The 19,734-nt window shown below is 61.1% G+C and carries 18 protein-coding genes and 1 tRNA gene; 10 read left to right on the top strand and 9 right to left on the bottom strand.

The features are described 5' to 3' along the window. Positions 1-167 precede the first annotated feature (167 nt). From gltB to IEV53_RS02300, 3 genes are all read right to left on the bottom strand, one after another. Complete coding sequence (gene gltB / locus IEV53_RS02310; RefSeq protein ID WP_188425147.1) at positions 168-4,688, bottom strand: glutamate synthase large subunit; 4,521 nt, start codon at positions 4,686-4,688, stop codon at positions 168-170. 5 nt (positions 4,689-4,693) lie between these two features. Further along, complete coding sequence (locus IEV53_RS02305) at positions 4,694-6,154, bottom strand: NAD(P)-dependent oxidoreductase (RefSeq protein ID WP_188425146.1); 1,461 nt, start codon at positions 6,152-6,154, stop codon at positions 4,694-4,696. A 177-nt stretch (positions 6,155-6,331) separates the two neighbouring features. Continuing rightward, positions 6,332-7,279 carry a complex I NDUFA9 subunit family protein gene (locus IEV53_RS02300; protein WP_188425145.1) on the bottom strand — a complete coding sequence of 316 codons (948 nt, stop codon included), beginning with the start codon at positions 7,277-7,279 and terminating at the stop codon, positions 6,332-6,334. A 112-nt stretch (positions 7,280-7,391) separates the two neighbouring features. On the opposite strand from IEV53_RS02300, the gene IEV53_RS02295 reads away from it, so the two are divergent. The 7 genes from IEV53_RS02295 (at position 7,392) to rpoN (ending at position 13,321) form a co-directional block, all read left to right on the top strand. After that, a tRNA-Leu gene (locus IEV53_RS02295) sits at positions 7,392-7,478 on the top strand. Between the two features lie 69 nt (positions 7,479-7,547). Continuing rightward, entirely contained in the window at positions 7,548-8,195 is a 648-nt protein-coding gene (locus tag IEV53_RS02290) for a ribonuclease D (protein WP_188425144.1), read from the top strand. A 125-nt stretch (positions 8,196-8,320) separates the two neighbouring features. Next, on the top strand, positions 8,321-9,355 hold the full coding sequence (locus IEV53_RS02285; RefSeq protein ID WP_188425143.1) for a KpsF/GutQ family sugar-phosphate isomerase: 1,035 nt from the start codon (positions 8,321-8,323) through the stop codon (positions 9,353-9,355). Then, positions 9,352-10,119, top strand: coding sequence for an LPS export ABC transporter periplasmic protein LptC (gene lptC / locus IEV53_RS02280; RefSeq protein WP_188425142.1), 768 nt, complete (start codon positions 9,352-9,354; stop codon positions 10,117-10,119). The genes IEV53_RS02285 and lptC overlap by 4 nt, the downstream gene beginning before the upstream one ends. Further along, positions 10,119-11,108, top strand: a complete 990-nt coding sequence (locus tag IEV53_RS02275; RefSeq protein ID WP_188425401.1) for an LptA/OstA family protein — start codon at positions 10,119-10,121, stop codon at positions 11,106-11,108. The genes lptC and IEV53_RS02275 overlap by 1 nt, the downstream gene beginning before the upstream one ends. Further along, on the top strand, positions 11,105-11,881 hold the full coding sequence (gene lptB / locus IEV53_RS02270; protein WP_188425141.1) for an LPS export ABC transporter ATP-binding protein: 777 nt from the start codon (positions 11,105-11,107) through the stop codon (positions 11,879-11,881). The genes IEV53_RS02275 and lptB overlap by 4 nt, the downstream gene beginning before the upstream one ends. Positions 11,882-11,887: 6 nt before the next feature. Further along, positions 11,888-13,321: an RNA polymerase factor sigma-54 gene (rpoN, locus tag IEV53_RS02265; protein WP_188425140.1), complete on the top strand. Its 1,434-nt coding sequence runs from the start codon at positions 11,888-11,890 to the stop codon at positions 13,319-13,321. 25 nt (positions 13,322-13,346) lie between these two features. Here the strand turns inward: rpoN and IEV53_RS02260 are convergent, their stop codons facing one another. The 3 genes from IEV53_RS02260 to IEV53_RS02250 form a co-directional block, all read right to left on the bottom strand. Continuing rightward, positions 13,347-13,709, bottom strand: a complete 363-nt coding sequence (locus tag IEV53_RS02260) for a RidA family protein (RefSeq protein WP_188425139.1) — start codon at positions 13,707-13,709, stop codon at positions 13,347-13,349. Between the two features lies 1 nt (position 13,710). Continuing rightward, a complete protein-coding gene (locus IEV53_RS02255; protein WP_188425138.1) occupies positions 13,711-13,965 on the bottom strand; it encodes a DUF1150 family protein in 255 nt (84 codons plus the stop codon). Between the two features lie 97 nt (positions 13,966-14,062). Beyond that, positions 14,063-14,560 carry an Hsp20 family protein gene (locus IEV53_RS02250; protein ID WP_188425137.1) on the bottom strand — a complete coding sequence of 166 codons (498 nt, stop codon included), beginning with the start codon at positions 14,558-14,560 and terminating at the stop codon, positions 14,063-14,065. Positions 14,561-14,747: 187 nt separating this feature from the next. Between IEV53_RS02250 and def the strand changes: the two genes are divergently transcribed. From def to truA, 3 genes are all read left to right on the top strand, one after another. Beyond that, complete coding sequence (gene def / locus IEV53_RS02245) at positions 14,748-15,293, top strand: peptide deformylase (protein ID WP_188425136.1); 546 nt, start codon at positions 14,748-14,750, stop codon at positions 15,291-15,293. A 4-nt stretch (positions 15,294-15,297) separates the two neighbouring features. Next, complete coding sequence (gene fmt, locus IEV53_RS02240) at positions 15,298-16,212, top strand: methionyl-tRNA formyltransferase (protein WP_188425135.1); 915 nt, start codon at positions 15,298-15,300, stop codon at positions 16,210-16,212. Between the two features lie 85 nt (positions 16,213-16,297). Beyond that, a complete protein-coding gene (gene truA / locus IEV53_RS02235) occupies positions 16,298-17,041 on the top strand; it encodes a tRNA pseudouridine(38-40) synthase TruA (protein ID WP_229719533.1) in 744 nt (247 codons plus the stop codon). Between the two features lie 5 nt (positions 17,042-17,046). Here the strand turns inward: truA and IEV53_RS02230 are convergent, their stop codons facing one another. Genes IEV53_RS02230 through dapD form a run of 3 tightly spaced genes read right to left on the bottom strand, consistent with a single transcriptional unit; the run spans position 17,047 to position 19,636 of the window. Next, on the bottom strand, positions 17,047-17,676 hold the full coding sequence (locus IEV53_RS02230) for a hypothetical protein (protein WP_188425134.1): 630 nt from the start codon (positions 17,674-17,676) through the stop codon (positions 17,047-17,049). Continuing rightward, positions 17,673-18,803, bottom strand: a complete 1,131-nt coding sequence (gene dapE / locus IEV53_RS02225) for a succinyl-diaminopimelate desuccinylase (protein ID WP_229719485.1) — start codon at positions 18,801-18,803, stop codon at positions 17,673-17,675. Before dapE ends, IEV53_RS02230 begins: the two co-directional genes overlap by 4 nt. 2 nt (positions 18,804-18,805) lie before the next feature. Continuing rightward, positions 18,806-19,636, bottom strand: coding sequence for a 2,3,4,5-tetrahydropyridine-2,6-dicarboxylate N-succinyltransferase (gene dapD, locus IEV53_RS02220; protein WP_188425133.1), 831 nt, complete (start codon positions 19,634-19,636; stop codon positions 18,806-18,808). Between the last annotated feature and the right edge of the window lie 98 nt (positions 19,637-19,734).

The following is a 19,734-nucleotide window of genomic DNA, read 5'->3' as shown; positions in this document are numbered from 1 at the left end:
ACGTAACCCAGAAGGCCGGGGGGTGAATAATAAGGAAACAAAGCCAATTCATGGGCAAATGATTATCGATCCGTAGCAGAGGCTCGATATGACAGGGGGGCGAACCGCATTAAAAAAGGGCCGGTATCCTTCGATACCGGCCCTTTTTGTGTCGTGAGATAAACCCGTCAGGCCGAGAGCGCCTGCGGCTCCTGCGGGACTTCGTAACCGATGATGCGCGCGTAATCACGCGGCACAACCTGCCAGAAATGCGGCAGAACACGATCCCATCGGTGCAGCAACTCGGCCGCATAGGCGCTGCCGGTCTCATCGGCATGGCGCTGCACGAGCGAGCGCAGCGTCTCTTCCCATTCACTGCCTGCCTCGACGCGGCCCCAGAGCAGGGTTTCCGGATTTACCCGCGCCTCGAACGCCTCGTTCTTGTCGAGCACGAACGCCATGCCACCGGTAAAGCCTGCGCCGAAATTATCGCCGATCTGCCCCAGGATCACGATCGTGCCGCCGGTCATGTACTCGCAGCCATTCGAACCGCAGCCTTCGACGACAGCCGTTGCGCCCGAGTTACGTACCGCGAAACGCTCACCCGCCTGACCTGCCGCGAACAACGTGCCTGCGGTCGCCCCGTAAAGCACGGTATTGCCGATGATGGCATTCTCTTCCGAGCGCCACGGCGCTGTCGGAGACGGCCTGACAACGATCGTACCGCCTGAAAGCCCCTTGCCGACATAGTCATTGGCATCGCCAACGACATCGAGCTTGAGCCCCTGCACGGCAAAGGCGCCGAGCGACTGACCGGCTGACCCACGCAGACGCAGGGTCAGATGCCCCTCGGGCAGGGTCTTCATGCCGAATTTGCGCGTGATCAGCGACGATACACGAGTGCCGATGGCACGATGCGTGTTCTGCACCGTGTAGTGCAAATGCAGCTTCTCGCGATGATCGAAAAGCGGCGTTGCATCGGCAATCACCTGCGCATCGAGCGTTTCCGGCACCTCATTGCGTCCCTCACGGGTGCAATAACGCGCATCCGGTCCCGGGTCGGCCTGAACCAGAAGGGAGTTCAGATCCAGATCGTCGAGATAATCGGCGCCGCGGGAGACCTGACGCAGCAGATCTGTGCGCCCGATGATCTCTTCCATGCTCTTGAAGCCGAGTTCTGCCAGGATGTTACGCACGTCTTCGGCGATGAAGGAGAAGAGATTGATAACCTTCTCGGGTGTGCCTTCGAACTTGGCGCGCAGCGCTTCGTCCTGAACGCACACACCCACCGGGCAGGTATTGGAGTGGCACTGGCGCACCATGATGCAGCCCATGGCAACGAGTGCTGCCGTGCCGATGCCGAATTCCTCAGCGCCCAGCATGGCTGCCATCACCACGTCACGACCGGTCTTAAGACCGCCATCGGTACGCAGCGTCACGCGATGGCGCAGACGGTTGAGGGTCAGCACCTGATTGGCCTCGGTCAGCCCCATCTCCCAGGGCAAACCCGCATATTTGATCGAGGATTGCGGGCTGGCACCCGTGCCGCCGCAATGACCCGAGATCATGATCGCGTCCGCCTTGGCCTTGGCCACACCGGCGGCGATGGTGCCGATGCCGGTACGGGCGACCAGCTTGACCGTCACAGTCGCTTCCGGGTTGATCTGCTTCAGATCGTAGATGAGCTGAGCCAGATCCTCGATCGAGTAGATGTCATGATGCGGCGGCGGCGAAATCAGCGTCACGCCGGGTGTAGCGTGGCGCAGCTTGCCGATAAGTTCCGTCACCTTGAAGCCGGGCAGCTGCCCGCCCTCACCCGGCTTGGCGCCCTGGGCGACCTTGATCTCGATCTCGCTGCAATTATTCAGATATTCCGCCGTGACGCCGAAACGGCCAGACGCCACCTGCTTGATCTTGGAGCTGGCATTGTCGCCATTCGCACGCGGCGTGAAGCGCGACGCATCTTCGCCACCCTCACCCGAATCCGACTTGGCACCGATGCGGTTCATGGCAATGGCCAGCGTCTCATGCGCTTCCGGGCTCAGTGCGCCCAGCGAGATACCAGGGGCCACGAGACGACGACGGATCGCCGTAATGCTCTCGACGTCCTCAACCGGGATCGGCTCCCGCACACGGCGGAAATCGAGCAGGTCGCGCAGGGCGGTCGGAGGCTGGCGACGCACGGCATCAGCATAGCGCTTGAAGAGCGAGAAGCTGTCTGTCGAGACCGCGGTCTGCAGCATATGGATGAGCTGCCCGCTGAATGCATGCACCTCGCCCTTGCGACGCAGCTTGTAGAGGCCACCGATGGGCAGCGCATCGACGCCACCGGCGTAGGCGGTTTCGTGAGCCTTGAGCGCATTGCGCGCCAGACCCGGAAGGCCGATGCCCGAGATGCGCGACGGCATGCCGGGGAAGAACTCGGCGACGAGCGCGCGCGACAGACCGATGGCTTCAAAATTATAGCCGCCACGATAGGCCGAAACGATCGAGATGCCGGATTTCGACATGATCTTGAGCAGGCCCTTGTCGAGCGCCTTGCGGTAACGCTCAACCGCCTCACGCAGCGAGAGATCGCCGAATAGTCCGCGCTGCAGACGATCGGCAATGCATTCCTGCGCCAGATAGGGGTTCACGGTCGTGGCGCCCACGCCCACCGTCACTGCCATGCCATGTACGTCCATCACATCGGAGGAACGGACATTGAGCGAGGTGAAAGTACGCAGCGACTGACGCACGAGATGGATATGCACGGCTGCGGTTGCGAGGATCATCGGGATCGCAACGCGCTCTTCATTCTGTCCCTCATCAGAGAGGAAGAGATGGGTGCAACCGCCACGCACATAATCTTCCGCCTCATGGCGGATACGGGCGATGGCATCGCGCAGCCCGGCCTCACCATCGGCTGCACGGAAGGTACAGTCGACCGTCGCACCATCCTTGCCGCAGAAATTGCGCAGCGCCTCGAATTCACCCGTGGTCAGAACCGGGCTCGGAAGCTGAAGCAGGTCACACTGCTCTGGCGACTGGTCGAGAATATTGCCCAGATTACCCAGACGCGTGACGAGACTCATCACGTTCATTTCGCGCAGGGAATCGATAGGTGGATTGGTAACCTGGCTGAAGCCCTGGCGGAAATAATGCGCCAGCCCGCGATAGGTGCTCGACAGCACCTGAAGCGGGGTGTCGTCACCCATCGAACCAATGGCCTCTGCCGAAGTCTCGACCATGGGGTGGAGAATGGTCTCCATCTCCTCATGGGTCAGGCTCATGGCCAGCTGGCGACGACGCAGCTGGTCGGCGGTGAACAGAACAGGCTCAGCCACATCGCCACGCACAACCGAGCTGATATTGCGGATATGCTTCGTCCAGGCCGTGAAATCCTGACGCTCAGCCAGAAGGTCGAGCAGTTCCTGCGGCGCGTAGAGCTTGGCTTCCTGCAGATCCAGACCGAGCGTCTCCCCCGGCCCGAGGCGCCCCTTCATGCGGGTATTAGCGTCCTGCACGCGCACCATACCAGCTTCAGAACCCACAATCAGGAGATCATCCTGCGTGATGGTGTAGCGCAGCGGGCGCAGACCGGCGCGGTCCAGACCGGCGACAACCCAGCGACCATCTGTCGCACAAATGGCTGCCGGACCGTCCCAAGGCTCCATCACGGCATTGCAATAGGAGAACAACGCACGATGCTTGTCCGTCATGGACGCGCTGCCACCGGCGCTGGCCGGCACCATGAGCGTCTTGGCCATGGGGGCGTCACGACCGGCATGGGTGAGCAGCTCGAACACGTTGTCGAACATCGCCGTATCCGACCCCGCAGCCTGCACCACAGGCTTGAGGTCGTTCATGTACGGGTCGAGTTCGGCATTCGCGAGACGGGTCTCGTGGCTGCGCATCCAGTTCACGTTGCCGGAAAGCGTGTTGATCTCGCCGTTATGCGCCAGACGGCGGAAAGGCTGGGCCAGCTTCCAGGTCGGGAAGGTATTGGTCGAATAGCGCTGATGATAGATCGCAAAGCGCGACACAAAACGCTCGTCGAGAAGATCGGGGTAGAAATCCGTCAGGTTCTCGGCAAGGAACATGCCCTTGTAGATGAGCGAGCGGCAGGAGAGCGAGCACACATAGAGATCGACATGCGCCTTGGCGGCTGCCTTCTCGATGCGACGGCGAATGACGTAGAGATCGCGCTCGAACTCGGCTTCGGAGCGGTTGAGGCGGTTGCGCACCATGATCTGCTCGATCTCGGGACGCGTCGCATTGGCCTTCTCGCCGATGCAGGCCGTATCGATCGGCACCTGGCGCCAGCCATAGATGCCGTAACCGAAATCGAGAATTTCGCTCTCGATGATGGCACGACCTTCTTCCTGCGATGCCAGATCGGTCTTGGGCAGGAAGATCATGCCAACGGCAATGCGCCCTTCGATATGATCGTCACCCGCGCTATGGATGGCCTCGGCGAAAAAATCCTGCGGGATCTCGACATGAATGCCGGCACCGTCACCGGTCTTGCCATCGGCATCGACCGCACCGCGATGCCACAGTGCCTTCAATGCGGCGATACCGGCCAGCACCACGTCGCGACGGCGCTTGCCATCAAGAGCAGCCACAAGACCCACACCGCAGGCATCACGCTCCATGGTCGGATCGTAAAGGCCTTCGAGGGCGCGAACATTGTCCTGATAGGACTCGATATAGCTCTTCTCGGTCATGGCCCTTACTCCGCCGCCACCAGTCGTGCGGCCTGATCTGCTGTCGCGTTCTCTTTTGCAGAGAGGAATTGGTGCATTTCTGCTGCGGCTTCACGCCCGTCCCGGATGGCCCAGACAACAAGCGACGCGCCGCGCACGATATCGCCGCCTGCAAATACGCCCGGCACACTGGTCTCGAAGCGACCCGGCGTGACCTTGAGCGTGCCCCATTTGGTGACGGCCAGTTCGGGGGCCTTCCACTCGCCGGGCAAGTCTTCAGGATCGAAGCCAAGCGCCTTGATGACGAGATCGGCCTGAATGGCAAAGCTGCTATCGGGCATTGCCTCGACCGATTGACGGCCAGAGGCATCAGGCAGGCTCAGGCGCATTTTATGAGCGCGCACCGCAGTGACAGTGTCGTCACCGAGAAAGGCTTCCGGCGCAGCCAGCCAGGCGAAATTCACGCCTTCTTCCTCGGCGTTTTTCACTTCCTGCACCGAGCCCGGCATATTGGCGCGGTCACGGCGATAGAGGCAGGTCACCTTTTCGGCCCCCTGCCGGATGGAAGTGCGCACGCAATCCATGGCGGTATCACCACCACCGATCACGACCACATGCTTGCCTCTGGCATGAAGAACGGCATCGTCGCCCGGTGTCTCGTCATAGCCGCGACGATTGGAAGCCGTGAGGAAATCGAGCGCCTGAACAACGCCCCCCAGACCACTGCCCGGCACCGAGACCTCGCGTGAACGGTAAACGCCAGTACCCAGAAAGACCGCGTCGTGTTTCTCGCGCAGACTTTCGAACGAGGTCTCGCCCGCAGCGCTGCCGATGGGTGTGGAGAGGTGGAACACGATCCCCTGCGCCTCGAGCAGTTCGTGGCGGCGGGCGATCACGTGCTTTTCGAGCTTGAAGCTGGGAATACCATAGACCATCAGGCCGCCGATGCGGTCGTGACGATCATAGACGTGAACCTGGTAGCCCAGAGCTCGCAGCCATTCCGCAGCGGCCAGACCGGCCGGACCAGCGCCAACGATACCCACGCTCTGAGCGCGCTCACGGGACGGGAGGCGCGGTTTGACCCACCCCTCTTCGAACGCGGTTTCGGTGACGAATTTCTCGACTGCGCCGATCGTGACGCTCTCGAAATCCTTCTGGATGACGCAGTTGCCTTCACACAGACGATCCTGCGGGCAGATACGACCACAGATTTCCGGAAAGGTGTTGGTCGCCGATGACAGGCGATACGCCTCTTCCAGACGGTTCTCGGCGGTGAGCTTCAGCCAGTCGGGGATGTTATTGCCGAGCGGGCAATGCACCGAGCAGAACGGCACGCCGCATTGCGAGCAACGGCTCGCCTGCTGTTCGGCGCGATCAACCGCAAAGGCTCGGTAAATTTCGCCGAAATCCTTACGTCGTTCGGCGGCCGCGCGCTTCTCAGGCATCTCCTGCGGCAATGAGACAAACTGCAGCATCCGTTCGGCCACGTCACGTTCTCCCGATGAGCGAGCAGGCGCGACAAGCGCCCCTCGAAAACATGACGCAGAGGTAAGACAAGGCCAATTGGGCGATAAGTCATTAATGCTGACCCATCACCCAGCAAACGGAGCTTTTTTTCGATTAAATTTTATCCAAGCCCCAAAAATAGGTCCGAAACGGACCATTTAGTTAAGAAGCGTTCTCAACACGCTGATTTGGCTCAGATATTCCGGAGCCCGATCATAGACACTCCGAGGCGCGACTCCCAGCGTTTGCAGCGTCAACGCGCCGCTTGTCACGATATTGTCTTGTCCAAGCATGGCGAGCTGATCACGCGTCAGCAACTTGCCCGGCAGATTTTCGAAAACGCGCGCCTGCGCCATCGCAAGAGCATTTGGCACGGAAAGCAGACGCGGTTTGCGACCGACCGCCTGCGCGACGAACGCCATGATCTCCTCCATGCTCATCTGATCGGGGCCACCCAGCTCGAAAATGCCGCCGCTCGTTTCAGATGTCTCTGCCTCACCGGTCAGGCAGAGACGCGCTGCCTCCGCCACATCTTCCACAAACGCCGGCTGCAGGCGGGTTTGCGGATAATAGACAGGCAGGATTGGCAGCAGCTTAGCCATAAGGCCGAACATGTTCAGGAAACTGTCCTGCTGGCCGAAGACAACACTCGGGCGCAGGATCGTTGCCTCGGGAAACGCCTCGCGCACGCGTCTCTCGCCCTCAGCCTTGCTTCTTCCGTATTGTGAAGGCGCATCCGGTGCCGCACCGATGGCCGAAACTTGGACGAAGCGGCCCACCCCTGCTTCTCGAGCAAGTTGCGCCACCCGGCCGGGAGCCTCGGCATTGATCGCCCTGAAGCTGGCCTTGCCGTTTTCTGTCAGAATCGACACCAGATTGATCGCCGCCCCGGCGCCATTCAGCGCAGCAGCCACCGAAGCAGAATCGGTGACGCTGGCATAGACCGGCAGGATGGCCCCCGCGGGGCCCTCGGCCACCAATCGAGCAGCCTTATGCGGCGCACGCGACGCCACGCGCACGAGATGTCCCCTCGTCGCAAGCTGGCGCACCAGTGACCTTCCGATGAAGCCATTCCCGCCAAATAAGGTGACGACAGAGCCTTGCATGAAAAATTTCCTCTTTTTTTCGAAGGGGGTGTTGACGCCCCCCGCACAGCCCGGTAAACGCCTGTTCACCGAACGGGATGCCGAAAAAAGCGGCGCCCCGGACAGCCTCTGAGCCCAGATGGCGGAATTGGTAGACGCGCAGGTTTCAGGTACCTGTGTCCGCAAGGACGTGGAAGTTCGAGTCTTCTTCTGGGCACCATACGAAAAACGGAAAAGCCGACGAGAAATCGTCGGCTTCCGTTTTTTCTAGCCCCAGGGTTCTCAAAACATGGCCGCACCGAGCGCTTCGATCCATCTCTATGATGGTGATCTCCCCGATGATTTCGATCTCGGCCCGGTTGTTGCCGTTGATACCGAAGCCATGGGCCTCAACCCGCATCGCGACCGTCTCTGCCTCGTGCAGCTTTCCGCCGGTGACGGCGAGGCACACCTGGTCCAGATCCGCCCCAAATCCCTGGGTGGGCGCTATGAGGATTGCCCGAATCTCAAGGCCCTGATGGCTGATGACAGCGTCACCAAGCTGATGCATTTCGCCCGTTTTGATGTCGCGCTTCTTCAGCATGCGCTCGGCATTACCGTGGCCCCTGTGATCTGCACCAAGATTGCAGCGCGTCTGGTCCGTACCTTCACAGACCGTCACGGCCTCGCCCATCTCTGCCGCGAACTTCTCGGTGTCGATCTCGCCAAGCAGCAGCAGACATCAGACTGGGGCGCCGAAACCCTCACACCCGAGCAGCTCAGCTACGCCGCATCAGACGTGCTTCATCTGCATGCTCTCTGGGCAAAGCTCGAATCCCTGCTGATCCGTGAAGGTCGTCGCGAACTGGCACAGGCCTGCTATGACTTCCTCCCTGCTCGGGGACGTCTCGATATTCTCGGCTATGAAGAGCCCGATATCTTCTCTCACCGCGCCTGATTATCCGGTCGGGCCGTCCTCAGGACCGGCCCGGTTGTTCCCTCTCCGGGGCAGCGCCACAGAAAGGCCTTGCTCGGATGGAACTCCGTGATTGACCTCAGACCAACAAAGCGGGAAGAGAACGCATGACCGAACTTCCCCCTTCCGGCTCTCGCACCAGGAACGATCCGGAGAACGGCCCCGGTTCCGCGCTCGATAGCGCCTGCGCCACCCTCTCCGCCGAAATCACGGGGCTTTCTGCCCTGCATGCCGTTCTCGGGCACTCTCATGCGCTTGGACGCGCCTTCATCGATGCCGTTACACTGATCGCCAGCGCGAAAGGGCGCATCGTCGTTTCCGGAATCGGCAAATCCGGCCATATCGGCCGTAAGATTCAGGCTACTTTCGCATCAACCGGGACCCCGTCCTTTTTCGTCCATCCGGCCGAAGCTGCCCATGGCGATCTGGGCATGATCGACACGGATGACGTGCTGCTTCTGCTCTCGCAATCGGGTGAGACGAGCGAACTCGCAGCCTTGCTTGAGCATGCCGCCCTGCACGCCTTGCCGGTCATCGGCATGACCTCATCACAAGACTCCACCCTCGCTCGTGCGAGCACGATCATTCTGAACCTGCCACACGCCCGCGAGGCCTGCCCTATGGGGCTTGCCCCGACAACCAGCACGATCATGCAGCTTGCCCTTGGTGACGCGCTGGCCATCGCCCTGCTGGAACGCCGGGGCTTTACGGCGACCGATTTCAGGGCATTTCACCCGGGCGGCAAACTTGGAGCCCTGCTCAAGCCGGTCAGTCGGCTGATGCATGATGGCGACGCCATGCCGCTGGGTACGCCGGACATGACGCTATCGAATGTCATCATCGAGATGACACGCAAGGCATTTGGCTGCATTGGCATTACAGATGACGCTGGAACACTGGTCGGGCTTGTGAGCGATGGCGATCTGCGCCCTGCCCTGACACGCAATCTGGATACGACGACCGCCGGGGAGATCATGAACCGCAACCCGATCACGACAAAGGGAGACGTTCTTGCCCAGGAAGCCATTCATCTGATGACGGCTCGGCGCAAGGCAATCAATAGTCTGTTCATTCTCGACGAGGCCGGACGCCCGGCAGGAATCGTCCGGCTTCACGACCTGCTTCGCATGGGGATTGCATGACGCAGAGTTCCTCCCCCGACGATCGCAAGAAACCGCAACGCGACGATTTTGCGCGTGATGCTGCCAAGCTTGCCGCGCTGCGCGAAGCGATGCGCGAGCAGGGGCAGCAGAGACAACGCGCCATTCCTACCTCGTCCGATCTGGCATCGCGTCGTCGTCTGCTAGACACCGCAAAATGGGCGCTGCCCTTGCTCGCCGCCCTTCTTCTGGGGTCGATCGCCGTCTGGCCCGAAATCGCCCGCTGGCTCAGCGCCAATCGTGCCGTCATGCAGGAAATGGCGCAGATGCGCGTCGAGAGCGGCAATCTGGAAGGCGCGATCTATCGGGGACTCGATGCCCATAACCGACCCTATATGGTCACGGCGCGGATCGCCCATCAGAACGGTCCCGACCGCATCGATCTGATCGACCCGGTGGCCGACACCCATATGGCAGGGGGCGGCTGGGCGCAGATCAAGGCAGACAAGGGCGTCTACATGCAGCATGAGCAGACGCTCAATCTGACTGACCATGTGGTGCTTTATCGCGATGACGGCACGCTGCTCAACGGCCTGACCGCCGATATCGATCTGCATCGCAGCGTCATTTCCTCGAATGACTGGGTGCATGCCGAAGGGCCATTTGGCATCCTTGACGCTCAAGGCTATTTTATCGACCAGCACGACAATCTGCTGCAATTCGTCGGACCGCAACGCGTCATCCGCAATGATGACCGTCAGGATGCCATGCCCGCCCTTACTTCACCCGCACACAAGGCCCCATGATGCGTCGCCTCATCCCTGCTTTGACCCTGAGTTCGTTTCTGATGGGCCTGCCGCTTCCCGGTGCCTCGCTTCTCGGCTTTACCGGCTCGCAGGCTCTGGCTCAGGCCATCGACATGTCTCACGGCGAGCAGGTGAATATCAGCTCGGCAGGCCCTCAGACCTATGACCACGATGCCCAGACGGTCACTTTTGTCGATCAGGCTCGTGCTGTGCGTGGCGATGTGACCATCGATGCCGATCAGCTTATCGGCTTTCTGCGCAAGAAGGCGCCGGACCCGAACGCCCCGCCTCCGCCGCCCGGCGATGCGAAGGCCGATGGCCAGAAGAGTGACGGCGATGGTGCCATGGGGGGCTCGATGGAGCTCTACCGGATGGAGGCCATCGGCCATGTCCACATCTATACGACAACCGATCAGGCCTGGGGTGACAAGGCGCTCTACGATATCGACCAGGCCGTTCTGGTCATGACCGGCAAGGCGCTCAAACTCACCACCCCTCAGGATGTGATGACGGCGCGCGACGTGATGGAGTACCACGCCAATACGCGCATGTCGGTCGGTCGTGGCGATGCCACTGTCACCACCAATGACGGCAAGCGCATCAAGGCCGATGTTCTGGTGGCTTTCAGCAAGCCCGACAACGCAGCGCCGGCTCAGGCCAAGCCCACCCCCGGCCCGAATGGCGGCGACAGCACGGCACAGCGCTCGTCTAAACTCGATCGCGCCTATGCATGGGGCCATGTCATGCTGCGCACACCCAACGAGACAGCGACCGGCGACCGTGGTGTCTATGTATTCGATACGCAGATGGCACGCCTGATCGGTCATGTGCACGTCACCAGCGGCCAGAACCAGAATAACGGCGCCTCGGCCATCGTGAACATGAAGACGGGCGTTGCGATCATGAATCCGGCGCCGGGTCAGCGCGTCGAGGGTATGGTCATTCCCAATGAAGCCTCGAGCAGCAAGCCCGGAGACACACATCCATGAGCGATAACGAGACCATTCTCCTGCGCGACGTCCTGGATGATCCACAGGTGCAGACGGGGCTGATCGCCCATGGCATCGGCAAGAGCTATAAAAAGCGTCAGGTCGTGCGCAATGTCTCCCTCCAGGTGCAGCGCGGCGAAGCCGTCGGTCTGCTTGGACCTAACGGTGCTGGCAAGACGACGAGCTTTTACATGATCGTCGGTCTGGTTCAGCCAGACACCGGCACGATCACACTGGACGGCGCCGATATCACGCAACTGCCCATGTATCGTCGGGCACGCCTCGGCATCGGCTATCTGCCGCAGGAAGCCAGCATTTTCCGCGGGCTGAATGTGGAGCAGAATATTCTGGCCGCCCTTGAAGTGGTCGAGCCCGATTATGACCGTCGTCAGACCATGCTTGATGGCCTGCTGGCTGAGTTCGGCATTTCGCATCTACGTCACTCGCCCTCGCTCGCGCTCTCGGGCGGCGAGCGTCGTCGTCTCGAAATTGCACGCGCTCTGGCAAGCCAGCCCAATTACATCCTGCTCGATGAGCCTCTGGCTGGCATTGACCCGATTGCTGTCGGTGAAATCCGCGATCTGGTGTCTCACCTCAAGGACCGCGGCATCGGCGTGCTGATTACCGATCATAACGTTCGCGAAACCCTTGAGGTCATCGACCGGGCCTATATCATGCATTCGGGTCAGGTGCTGATGGAAGGCATCCCCGAGGAGATCGTCGCGAATGAAGACGTACGCCGCGTCTATCTGGGAGAAAATTTCTCCCTCTGATTTCTGATGGCGCGCCTTTCTCTTCAGGCGCGCCAGACGACCGGCCTTGTCATGACCGGCGCGCTGCAACAGGCGATCGGTCTGTTGCAGCTTTCGAATCAGGAGCTGCTTGCCGAGCTGACGATGCTCGCAGAATCCAACCCGCTCCTGATCGTCTCCCCCCCTGAAGACGACGCTCCGTCATTCACCGAGTCTGCGCTGGATCTGCGCGACGGCGATCTGCCGCGTGATCTGGAGCCGGAAACGCCCGGACTGAGTGGCGAGACATGGGAAGACGAACCACTTCTGCACCATGGTCCCTATGACAGCGAAGATGAGTCTCATCATGAGCCGATGGCCCCACGCCCGACACGGCTGGATCAGTTCCTGAGCCAGATCCGGCTGCGCTTCGACACCCAGCATGAGCAGGCCATCGCGCTTGCCCTGATTGAGGCACTCGACGAATCCGGGCGGATCGACACGCCGATTGGACAACTCGCGACATCCCTCGGCGCCTCGCCCGCCGCAATCGAACAGGTGCGCCTGGCCATGTTGTTTTTCGAGCCTGTCGGGTGCTTTGCACTCTCGCTTGCCGAATGCCTCGCTGCTCAGTTTCAGGCTCGCAATCGCTACGATCCTTCCGTCGCGACCCTGCTCGATCATCTCGACTGGCTCGCTCGCGGTGAGCATGACAGGTTGAGAAAAGCCTGCGCGCTGGACGCACAGGATTACGCTGAGCTGCTTCAGGAACTCAGAGCCTGCGAGCCACGCCCTGGCAGTAGCTTCAGTACGCCTGAGGCTGAAACTGAGGCCGAGCCCGATCTCTTCATCACGCTGGCCCCGAAAGGCCCTCTTGTTTCGCTGAACCCGGCAACCTGGCCGCGGCTTACCCTTGATGACGCCCTTTATCGGCGGCTGCTATCCGGTCGGGAAGACGCCCGTCACTATGCACAGGAGAAGCAGAGCGAGGCGACAGCGCTCCTGCGCGCCGTCGAGCAACGCGCCCGTTCTCTGATGCTCATCTGTCTGGAAATTGCCCGCGTGCAGACGAATTATCTGAAGGAGGGGATTGCGGCTCTCAAACCGCTCACCCTCTCGCAGATCGCCGAAAAAACAGGGTTGCACGAGAGTACAGTGAGCCGCGTAACCGCGTCTCGACTGGTCGGCACACCGAGGGGCGTCTTGCCCCTGCGCAGCTTTTTCTCGACCGGGCTGGGTGAGGAAGGCGAGCAGACCAGTGCGGATGCCATCAAGGCCCGTATCAAACAGATCATCGGTGACGAGGCCCCCGCCTCAATCCTCTCCGACGACGCCATCACGCAGAAACTGCAGGAGGCCGGGCTGGCCATCCAAAGACGCACTGTTGCCAAATATCGGGAAGCACTGGGCATCGCCGGGTCGGCGCAGCGCCGCCGCGACCAGAAGCTGAAAACCCATCTTGCGAGGGCTGCAACGGCTTAAGGCAGCGACACCCCAGCGTTATGGGTCAGATGGCCGCAATAGCAGTGATTTCTACCGACCATTCTGCATTGACCAGCCGAGCCTCGACCGTGGCGCGTGCGGGTTTATGCGCGTGATCGAGCCAGGCATCCCAGGCACGATTCATGGAATCGATCTCGGAGATATCCGTCATGAAGATCTGAACGGAAAGCAGACGCGTCTTGTCCGTGCCTGCCTCGGCCAGCAGCGCGTCGATCTGGCGCAGGATGTCCGCCGTCTGCCCCTCTGTGTCGAGAGACGGATCATCGGCGACCTGTCCCGCCAGATAAAGCGTGTTGCCGTGACGCACAGCGCCGCTCAGACGATTCTCTTCGGCAAAGCGCGTGATGTCACTATTGGTCTGGCTCATTTCAGTGCACCCAGGCAGGAATCATTTCATGGTCGACAATGGCCTCGAACGCGCTGGAACGATCTTCGGCCAGCGCCATCGGTGTGCCGTCCGCGGCATGGATGGCAAAAGCGGCCTCACCTTCGTAAACCACCGGTTTGACATAAGCGACGTGGCTCATGCCGAATTCCTTGAGATCCTGATGCGTCATGCGACGCAGATCTGATACCGGTGCCTGAACCTTGCCCGCTTCTTCGTCGTGGACAATCTTGCTCATCTTGACTTCTTTCTTTCGGTTCGACCCGAAAACACGGACCGATTGGGCATTCAGCCCTTACTTTCCAGCAGCGCCTGCACGCGCCCGGCCATGCATCTCACTCGTCGTCGAGATCGCGTATGGCGCGGCTGCGTCGCGGCTTTGGCATCTCGATATGAGTCGCCCGCGGCACAGGATGATCGCGGCGTCCGGCGCTGATCTCGATACGCTTGACCCGCACTTCCGGCTGGGGCCGCAGCAGATCGATATGCAGCAACCCGTTATCAAGCCACGCCTCGCCGATCTCTATATTCTCTGCGAGCACGAAAGCCTTCTGAAACTGACGCGCCGCAATGCCGCGATGCAGGAAGACCCTGCCCTGACTGTCATCGGTCTGACGTCCGCGAATGACGAGCTGGTTGTCTTCCTGCGTAATATGCAGATCGTCCATCACAAAACCGGCGACTGCGAGCGTAATGCGCAGCGTGGTCTGGTTCAGCTGCTCGATATTATAGGGCGGATATCCATCAGACGCCGTTTTCGACGCACGTTCGAGCATCTGTTCCAGATGGTCGAAACCCAGAAACATGGGCGATGTAAACAGACGGCCTGACATGCAGCCTCCTCCATGAGCGAGACGGTAATACGATCAGGCCCATAAGCGGCGCCGGATCACGTTTCCGATATGGGCATGTTTCGCCCCAGGCGCAAGCCGCAGCCACGTTTCCATGCCCTTGTGACCGTCAGCGCCCGACGGTTTAGAACTGGTTTTCTCTTCTGCGAGTCGTTAAATCCCCAGCATCATGACAGCGCTCTCTTTCCTGACGGACATCGAGTCCATCGCCCCCACTCCGATTCTGGTTGCCCCCCAGCCCGTTCTTCGCGCCGTGGCGCGCGAGGTAACGGCAGACGACATGGCGCTGGTCAAATCGCATCTGCCCGGCATGTTCTCGGCCATGTACAAGGCCCCCGGCATCGGCCTTGCCGCCCCGCAGATCGGCCTTGGCCTGCGCTTTGCGCTGGTCGACGTCGCCGATGACGGTGAGCGCAATCCTCTGGTGCTGATCAACCCGGAGATCATCGACGAGTCCGAACAGCTTGCTGCTCGTGAGGAGGGCTGCCTTTCTCTGCCCAATCAATATGCCGAGGTTATTCGCCCGCTCAGCGTTCGCCTGCGTTACCGCACGCTCGACGGCGCCATTGAGGAAATGGAAGCAGACGATCTTCTGGCGACCTGCATCCAGCATGAAATCGATCATCTCGACGGCATCCTGTTTGTCGATCACCTCTCGAAGCTCAAGCGCAACATGATCATGCGTCGCCTCGCCAAGGAACAGAAAGGACGCTGACACCATGCGTCTGGTTTTCATGGGCACACCGGATTTCGCGGTGCCGGTATTCGATGCTCTCAGGGCTGACGGGCACGAGATCGTTCATGTCTATACCCAGCCTCCACGTCCGGCCGGGCGCGGCAAGGCGCTGCGCCCCTCGCCGGTGCAGAATGCCGCCGAGCGGGCAGGCATCACGGTACGAAGCCCCGTCAGGATCAGGAACAACGAGGAAGAGCAGGCTTTTTTCGAGTCGCTCGACGCCGATCTGGGCATCGTGGTTGCCTATGGGCTGATCCTGCCGCAGCGTATGCTGGATGCCCCAGGGCGCGGCTGCCTGAATGTGCATGCCAGCCTTCTGCCACGCTGGCGTGGGGCGTCACCGATCCAGTCTGCGCTGCTCGCCGGTGATGCCCGCAGCGGCATCTCCATCATGCAGATGGATGCCGGGCTCGATACGGGCGATGTCCTGGCTGAGGCAGCCATAGATCTGGCCCCTGACGAGACCGCATCGACCCTGCATGACCGCCTGTCTTTTCTTGGTGCCGAATTGCTGATCGAAACCCTGCGTCGCCCCTTCGCGCCGGTACCGCAATCCGGACAGGGCGTGACCTATGCCGAGCGGTTGACCCGCGAGACAGGCCGGATCGACTGGCGCAACCCGGCCGCCATCCTGGATCGGCAGATCAGGGGGCTCACACCCTGGCCCGGCGCTTTCACGACGCAGGACGGCACCGTACTCAAGATCGGGCAGGCGCGTATCGTGGCGCGCACGCATGATGCCGCACCAGGCATTGCTCTGGACGATGCCCTGACCATTGCCTGCGGTGAAGGCGCTCTTCAGATCCTGACACTCCAGCGTCCCGGCAAAGCCATGATGGCGGCCTCCGATTTCCTGAGGGGAACGCCTGTGCCTGAGGGGACGATTCTTGGTGCGTGACAGCGCCATTGAGAGCGCTCCGGAGGAAGCACAGACGCAGGGGCGCGAAGGCCTCGCGTCAGGCTACACCCGCTGGGCCCTCAAGATCGAGTATGACGGCACCGGTCTGGTAGGCTGGCAGAAGCAGAATAATGGCCTGTCCGTGCAGGAATTGCTGGAAGAGGCCGCGTCGCGCCTCGTGGGTGATGCCCCCGTCATGAGCGCCACGGCAGGACGCACCGATGCCGGGGTGCATGCTTCCGCCATGGTTGTGCAGCTCGATCTGCCTTGCCATGAGCGCCTCGATGCCCGTCAGATACGCGACGGTATCAGTTTCCACCTCAAGCCGCATCGTGTTGCCGTGCTTGAAGCGGCCGCAGCAGCCGAAGGGTGGCATGCCCGTTTTTCAGCGCTTTCGCGTCGATATCGCTATACGATACTGAACCGGCCGACGCGACCGGTTATGGATGCCGATCACGTCTGGCATGTCAGGCGCCCGCTCGATGCCTGCGCGATGCATGAGGCCGCCCAGACCCTGCTTGGCCGGCATGATTTCTCGTCATTCCGCGCGGCGGCCTGTCAGGCCAACAGCCCGATACGCACGCTTGATCGTCTCGATGTCACACGTAGCGGGATGCATATCCACATCGATGTCGAGGCGCGCTCCTTCCTGCATCATCAGGTGCGCAATCTTGCAGGCTCGCTGCACCTTGTCGGCAGCGGACAATGGCCTGTCTCGAAGCTGCGTGAAGTGCTGGATTCCTGCGACCGCCGCAAGGCCGGCCCTACAGCCCCGTCTGAGGGGCTATGTCTCGTCGGGGTAGGCTATGCTCAGGACCCGTTCGGCTGACCGACTCAGGATTTCGGCAGTGGTGCCATGAGTTCATGCAGCGCGTTGTAATGAGGCGGAAAGAGCGCGGCGATGAGATAGAGCGCCGCCACCGACACATTCATCAGCACAACCAGCCCAGCCGCCTTGCCACCGCTGATCTGCAAACCCTTGCGCGCAATGAACCAGCCGAGCCAGAGCTCGTAGAGCTCGACCCCCAGCATGATGACCCCCAGTGCGGCAGGGAGAGACCCGATGCCTGGCAGGATGAGCTGGACGATCGTGAGTGCGAAAAGCGATACCACAACCGGCAGCCAGCCACACCAGAGAAGCGCCGTGGCATAGCGCGTCCAGAGCGAGTCACGTCCCCAGAACGCCGCAGCAAGCTGGGAAATCACCAGCCTTGTAAGTAGGGCCGCGATGAGAATGAGCACCTTCGTGACCTGCATCGCGTCAAAACGCTGCGTGAGCTGGGAAAGCCCCATCACCACAAAAAGCGCAACACTCGGTGCGAGAGCAGAAAGAAGCGCTTCGGGCGTGTTACGAAAGGCCTTGATACCCTGAGCATCGCCGCGGGCAAGCTGCAAGGTGCCGGTTATGATGCGCGAGGCGGCTCCTGCCGGGGTCTCGCCTGGGGGGATAGAGCCGCTTTTCACAATCCGAATGCCTCGAGATAATCACGATAGATCAGAACCAGCGCCTGCAGGTCGGCGATGGCGACGCATTCATCTGCCTTGTGCATGGTCGCGCCAACAAGGCCGAATTCGGCAACGGGGCAATACTGGGCAATGAAACGCGCATCAGATGTGCCCCCACCCGTATCGAGCCTGGGAACCTGACCCGTATGACGAAGCACGACCTCGGAGAGGGCTGCGACAGCCGCACCTGGTTCGGTCAGAAACGCTTCACCGCTGATACTCGCCTCGACCTGCGCACGGGGTGCATGAGCCGACACGGTGTCACGGATCCACTGCACCAGCTCATCGCCTCGATGCTCGGTGTTGAACCGGATATTGAGCAAGGCTGTGGCCTTGCCGGGTATGACATTTGTAGCCGTATTGCCCACATCGACGCTCACCACCTGCAGCGATGACGGCGCAAAATGGGCGTTGCCCTCATCGAGCACGCGAGCGGTCAAGTCGCTCAGGATCGGCAGCAGACGATGGACCGGATTATCGGCAAGATGCGGATAGGCAACATGCCCCTGTACGCCATCGATCGTGATCCAGGCATTGAGGCTGCCGCGACGGCCGATCTTGATGACGTCGCCAAGTCGATCGGGGTTGGTCGGTTCGCCAAGCAGACAGAAATCGGGGCGATGCCCGTTTTCCATCATCCAGGGGAGAACCTCTTTCGTACCGTGAAGGGCGGGCCCTTCTTCATCACCCGTAATCAGCAGGCTGACCGAGCCTTTGAGAGGCCGCTCGGCCTTGAGTAACGCCACGGCTGCCACGAAAGCGGCAATACCGCCCTTCATGTCAGCAATGCCACGGCCGTAAAGCTTTCCATCGGCGCACTGGGCCCCGAATGGATCATGCACCCAGCCGTCACCGGGCGGCACGACATCGGTATGGCCGGCAAAGCAGAGATGCGGCCCCTTGTCGCCCAGACGCGCAAAAAGATTGGGGGTCTGACTGCCGTCAGGCCCGCAATCGATACGGTCGGTGCTGAAACCGAGACCCGTCAGCGTGTCTGCAAGAAGGGCCATCGCCCCGTCATCGGCCGGCGTGACGGAACGACAGCCGATCAGTTGAGCGGCAAGGGCAACGACATCGAGAGACACGATCAGTCGCGCAGCAATTCGTTGATCGAGGTCTTGGAGCGTGTACGCTCATCGACACGCTTGACGATCACGGCACAGGCGAGATGCGGCGCGTCCGGCGTGCGGCCGGGAAGCGTGCCGGGCACGACCACGGAGTAGGCAGGAACGCGGCCCATGAAAATCTCGCCCGTTGCACGATCAACGATCTTGGTGGACGCGCCGATGAACACCCCCATCGAGAGCACCGACCCGCGCTCGACGACCACACCTTCGGCAACTTCCGAGCGTGCGCCGATGAAGCAGTCGTCCTCGATGATAACCGGCGCAGCCTGCAGGGGCTCGAGCACACCGCCGATACCGGCGCCGCCGCTGATATGCACGTTCTTGCCGATCTGCGCGCACGAACCGACGGTCGCCCAGGTATCAACCATGGTGCCGCTATCAACGCGTGCGCCCACATTGACAAAGCTCGGCATCAGCACCACGCCCGGCGCGATATAGGCAGAGCGACGCACGATAGCACCGGGGACTGCACGGAAGCCCGCTTCGGCAAAGCGAAACTGGTCCCAGCCATCGAATTTCAGCGGCACCTTGTCGAAGCCAGGAACACCACCGCAGGCGCGCTCGGCGACACGGCTGTCAGTAATACGGAAGGAAAGCAGAACAGCCTTTTTCAGCCATTCATGCACGACCCAGCCATTCTCACTCGGCTCTGCGACACGCAGCTTGCCTTCGTCGAGAGCCGTCAGTGCGTGCTCGATCGCTTCGCGCGCCTCGCCTTCCGTATGGGCGTTGAGCGTGTCACGACGCTCCCACAGAGAGTCGATCACGGTGCGCAGGTCGGAGACGGGCATCTTCAGGCGTCCTTTGGCGGGGTTACTCAAGTGAGCGGACCATGCTCAGGACGCATCAGGAAGTCAACGAATCTTGCGCCAAACAGGCGTTAAGGATG

Source organism: Asaia siamensis (genome assembly GCF_014635085.1).
Taxonomy (GTDB): domain Bacteria; phylum Pseudomonadota; class Alphaproteobacteria; order Acetobacterales; family Acetobacteraceae; genus Asaia; species Asaia siamensis.
The sequence above is the reverse complement of the archived record's forward strand: the minus strand, read 5'-3'. Positions and strand labels throughout refer to the sequence as shown.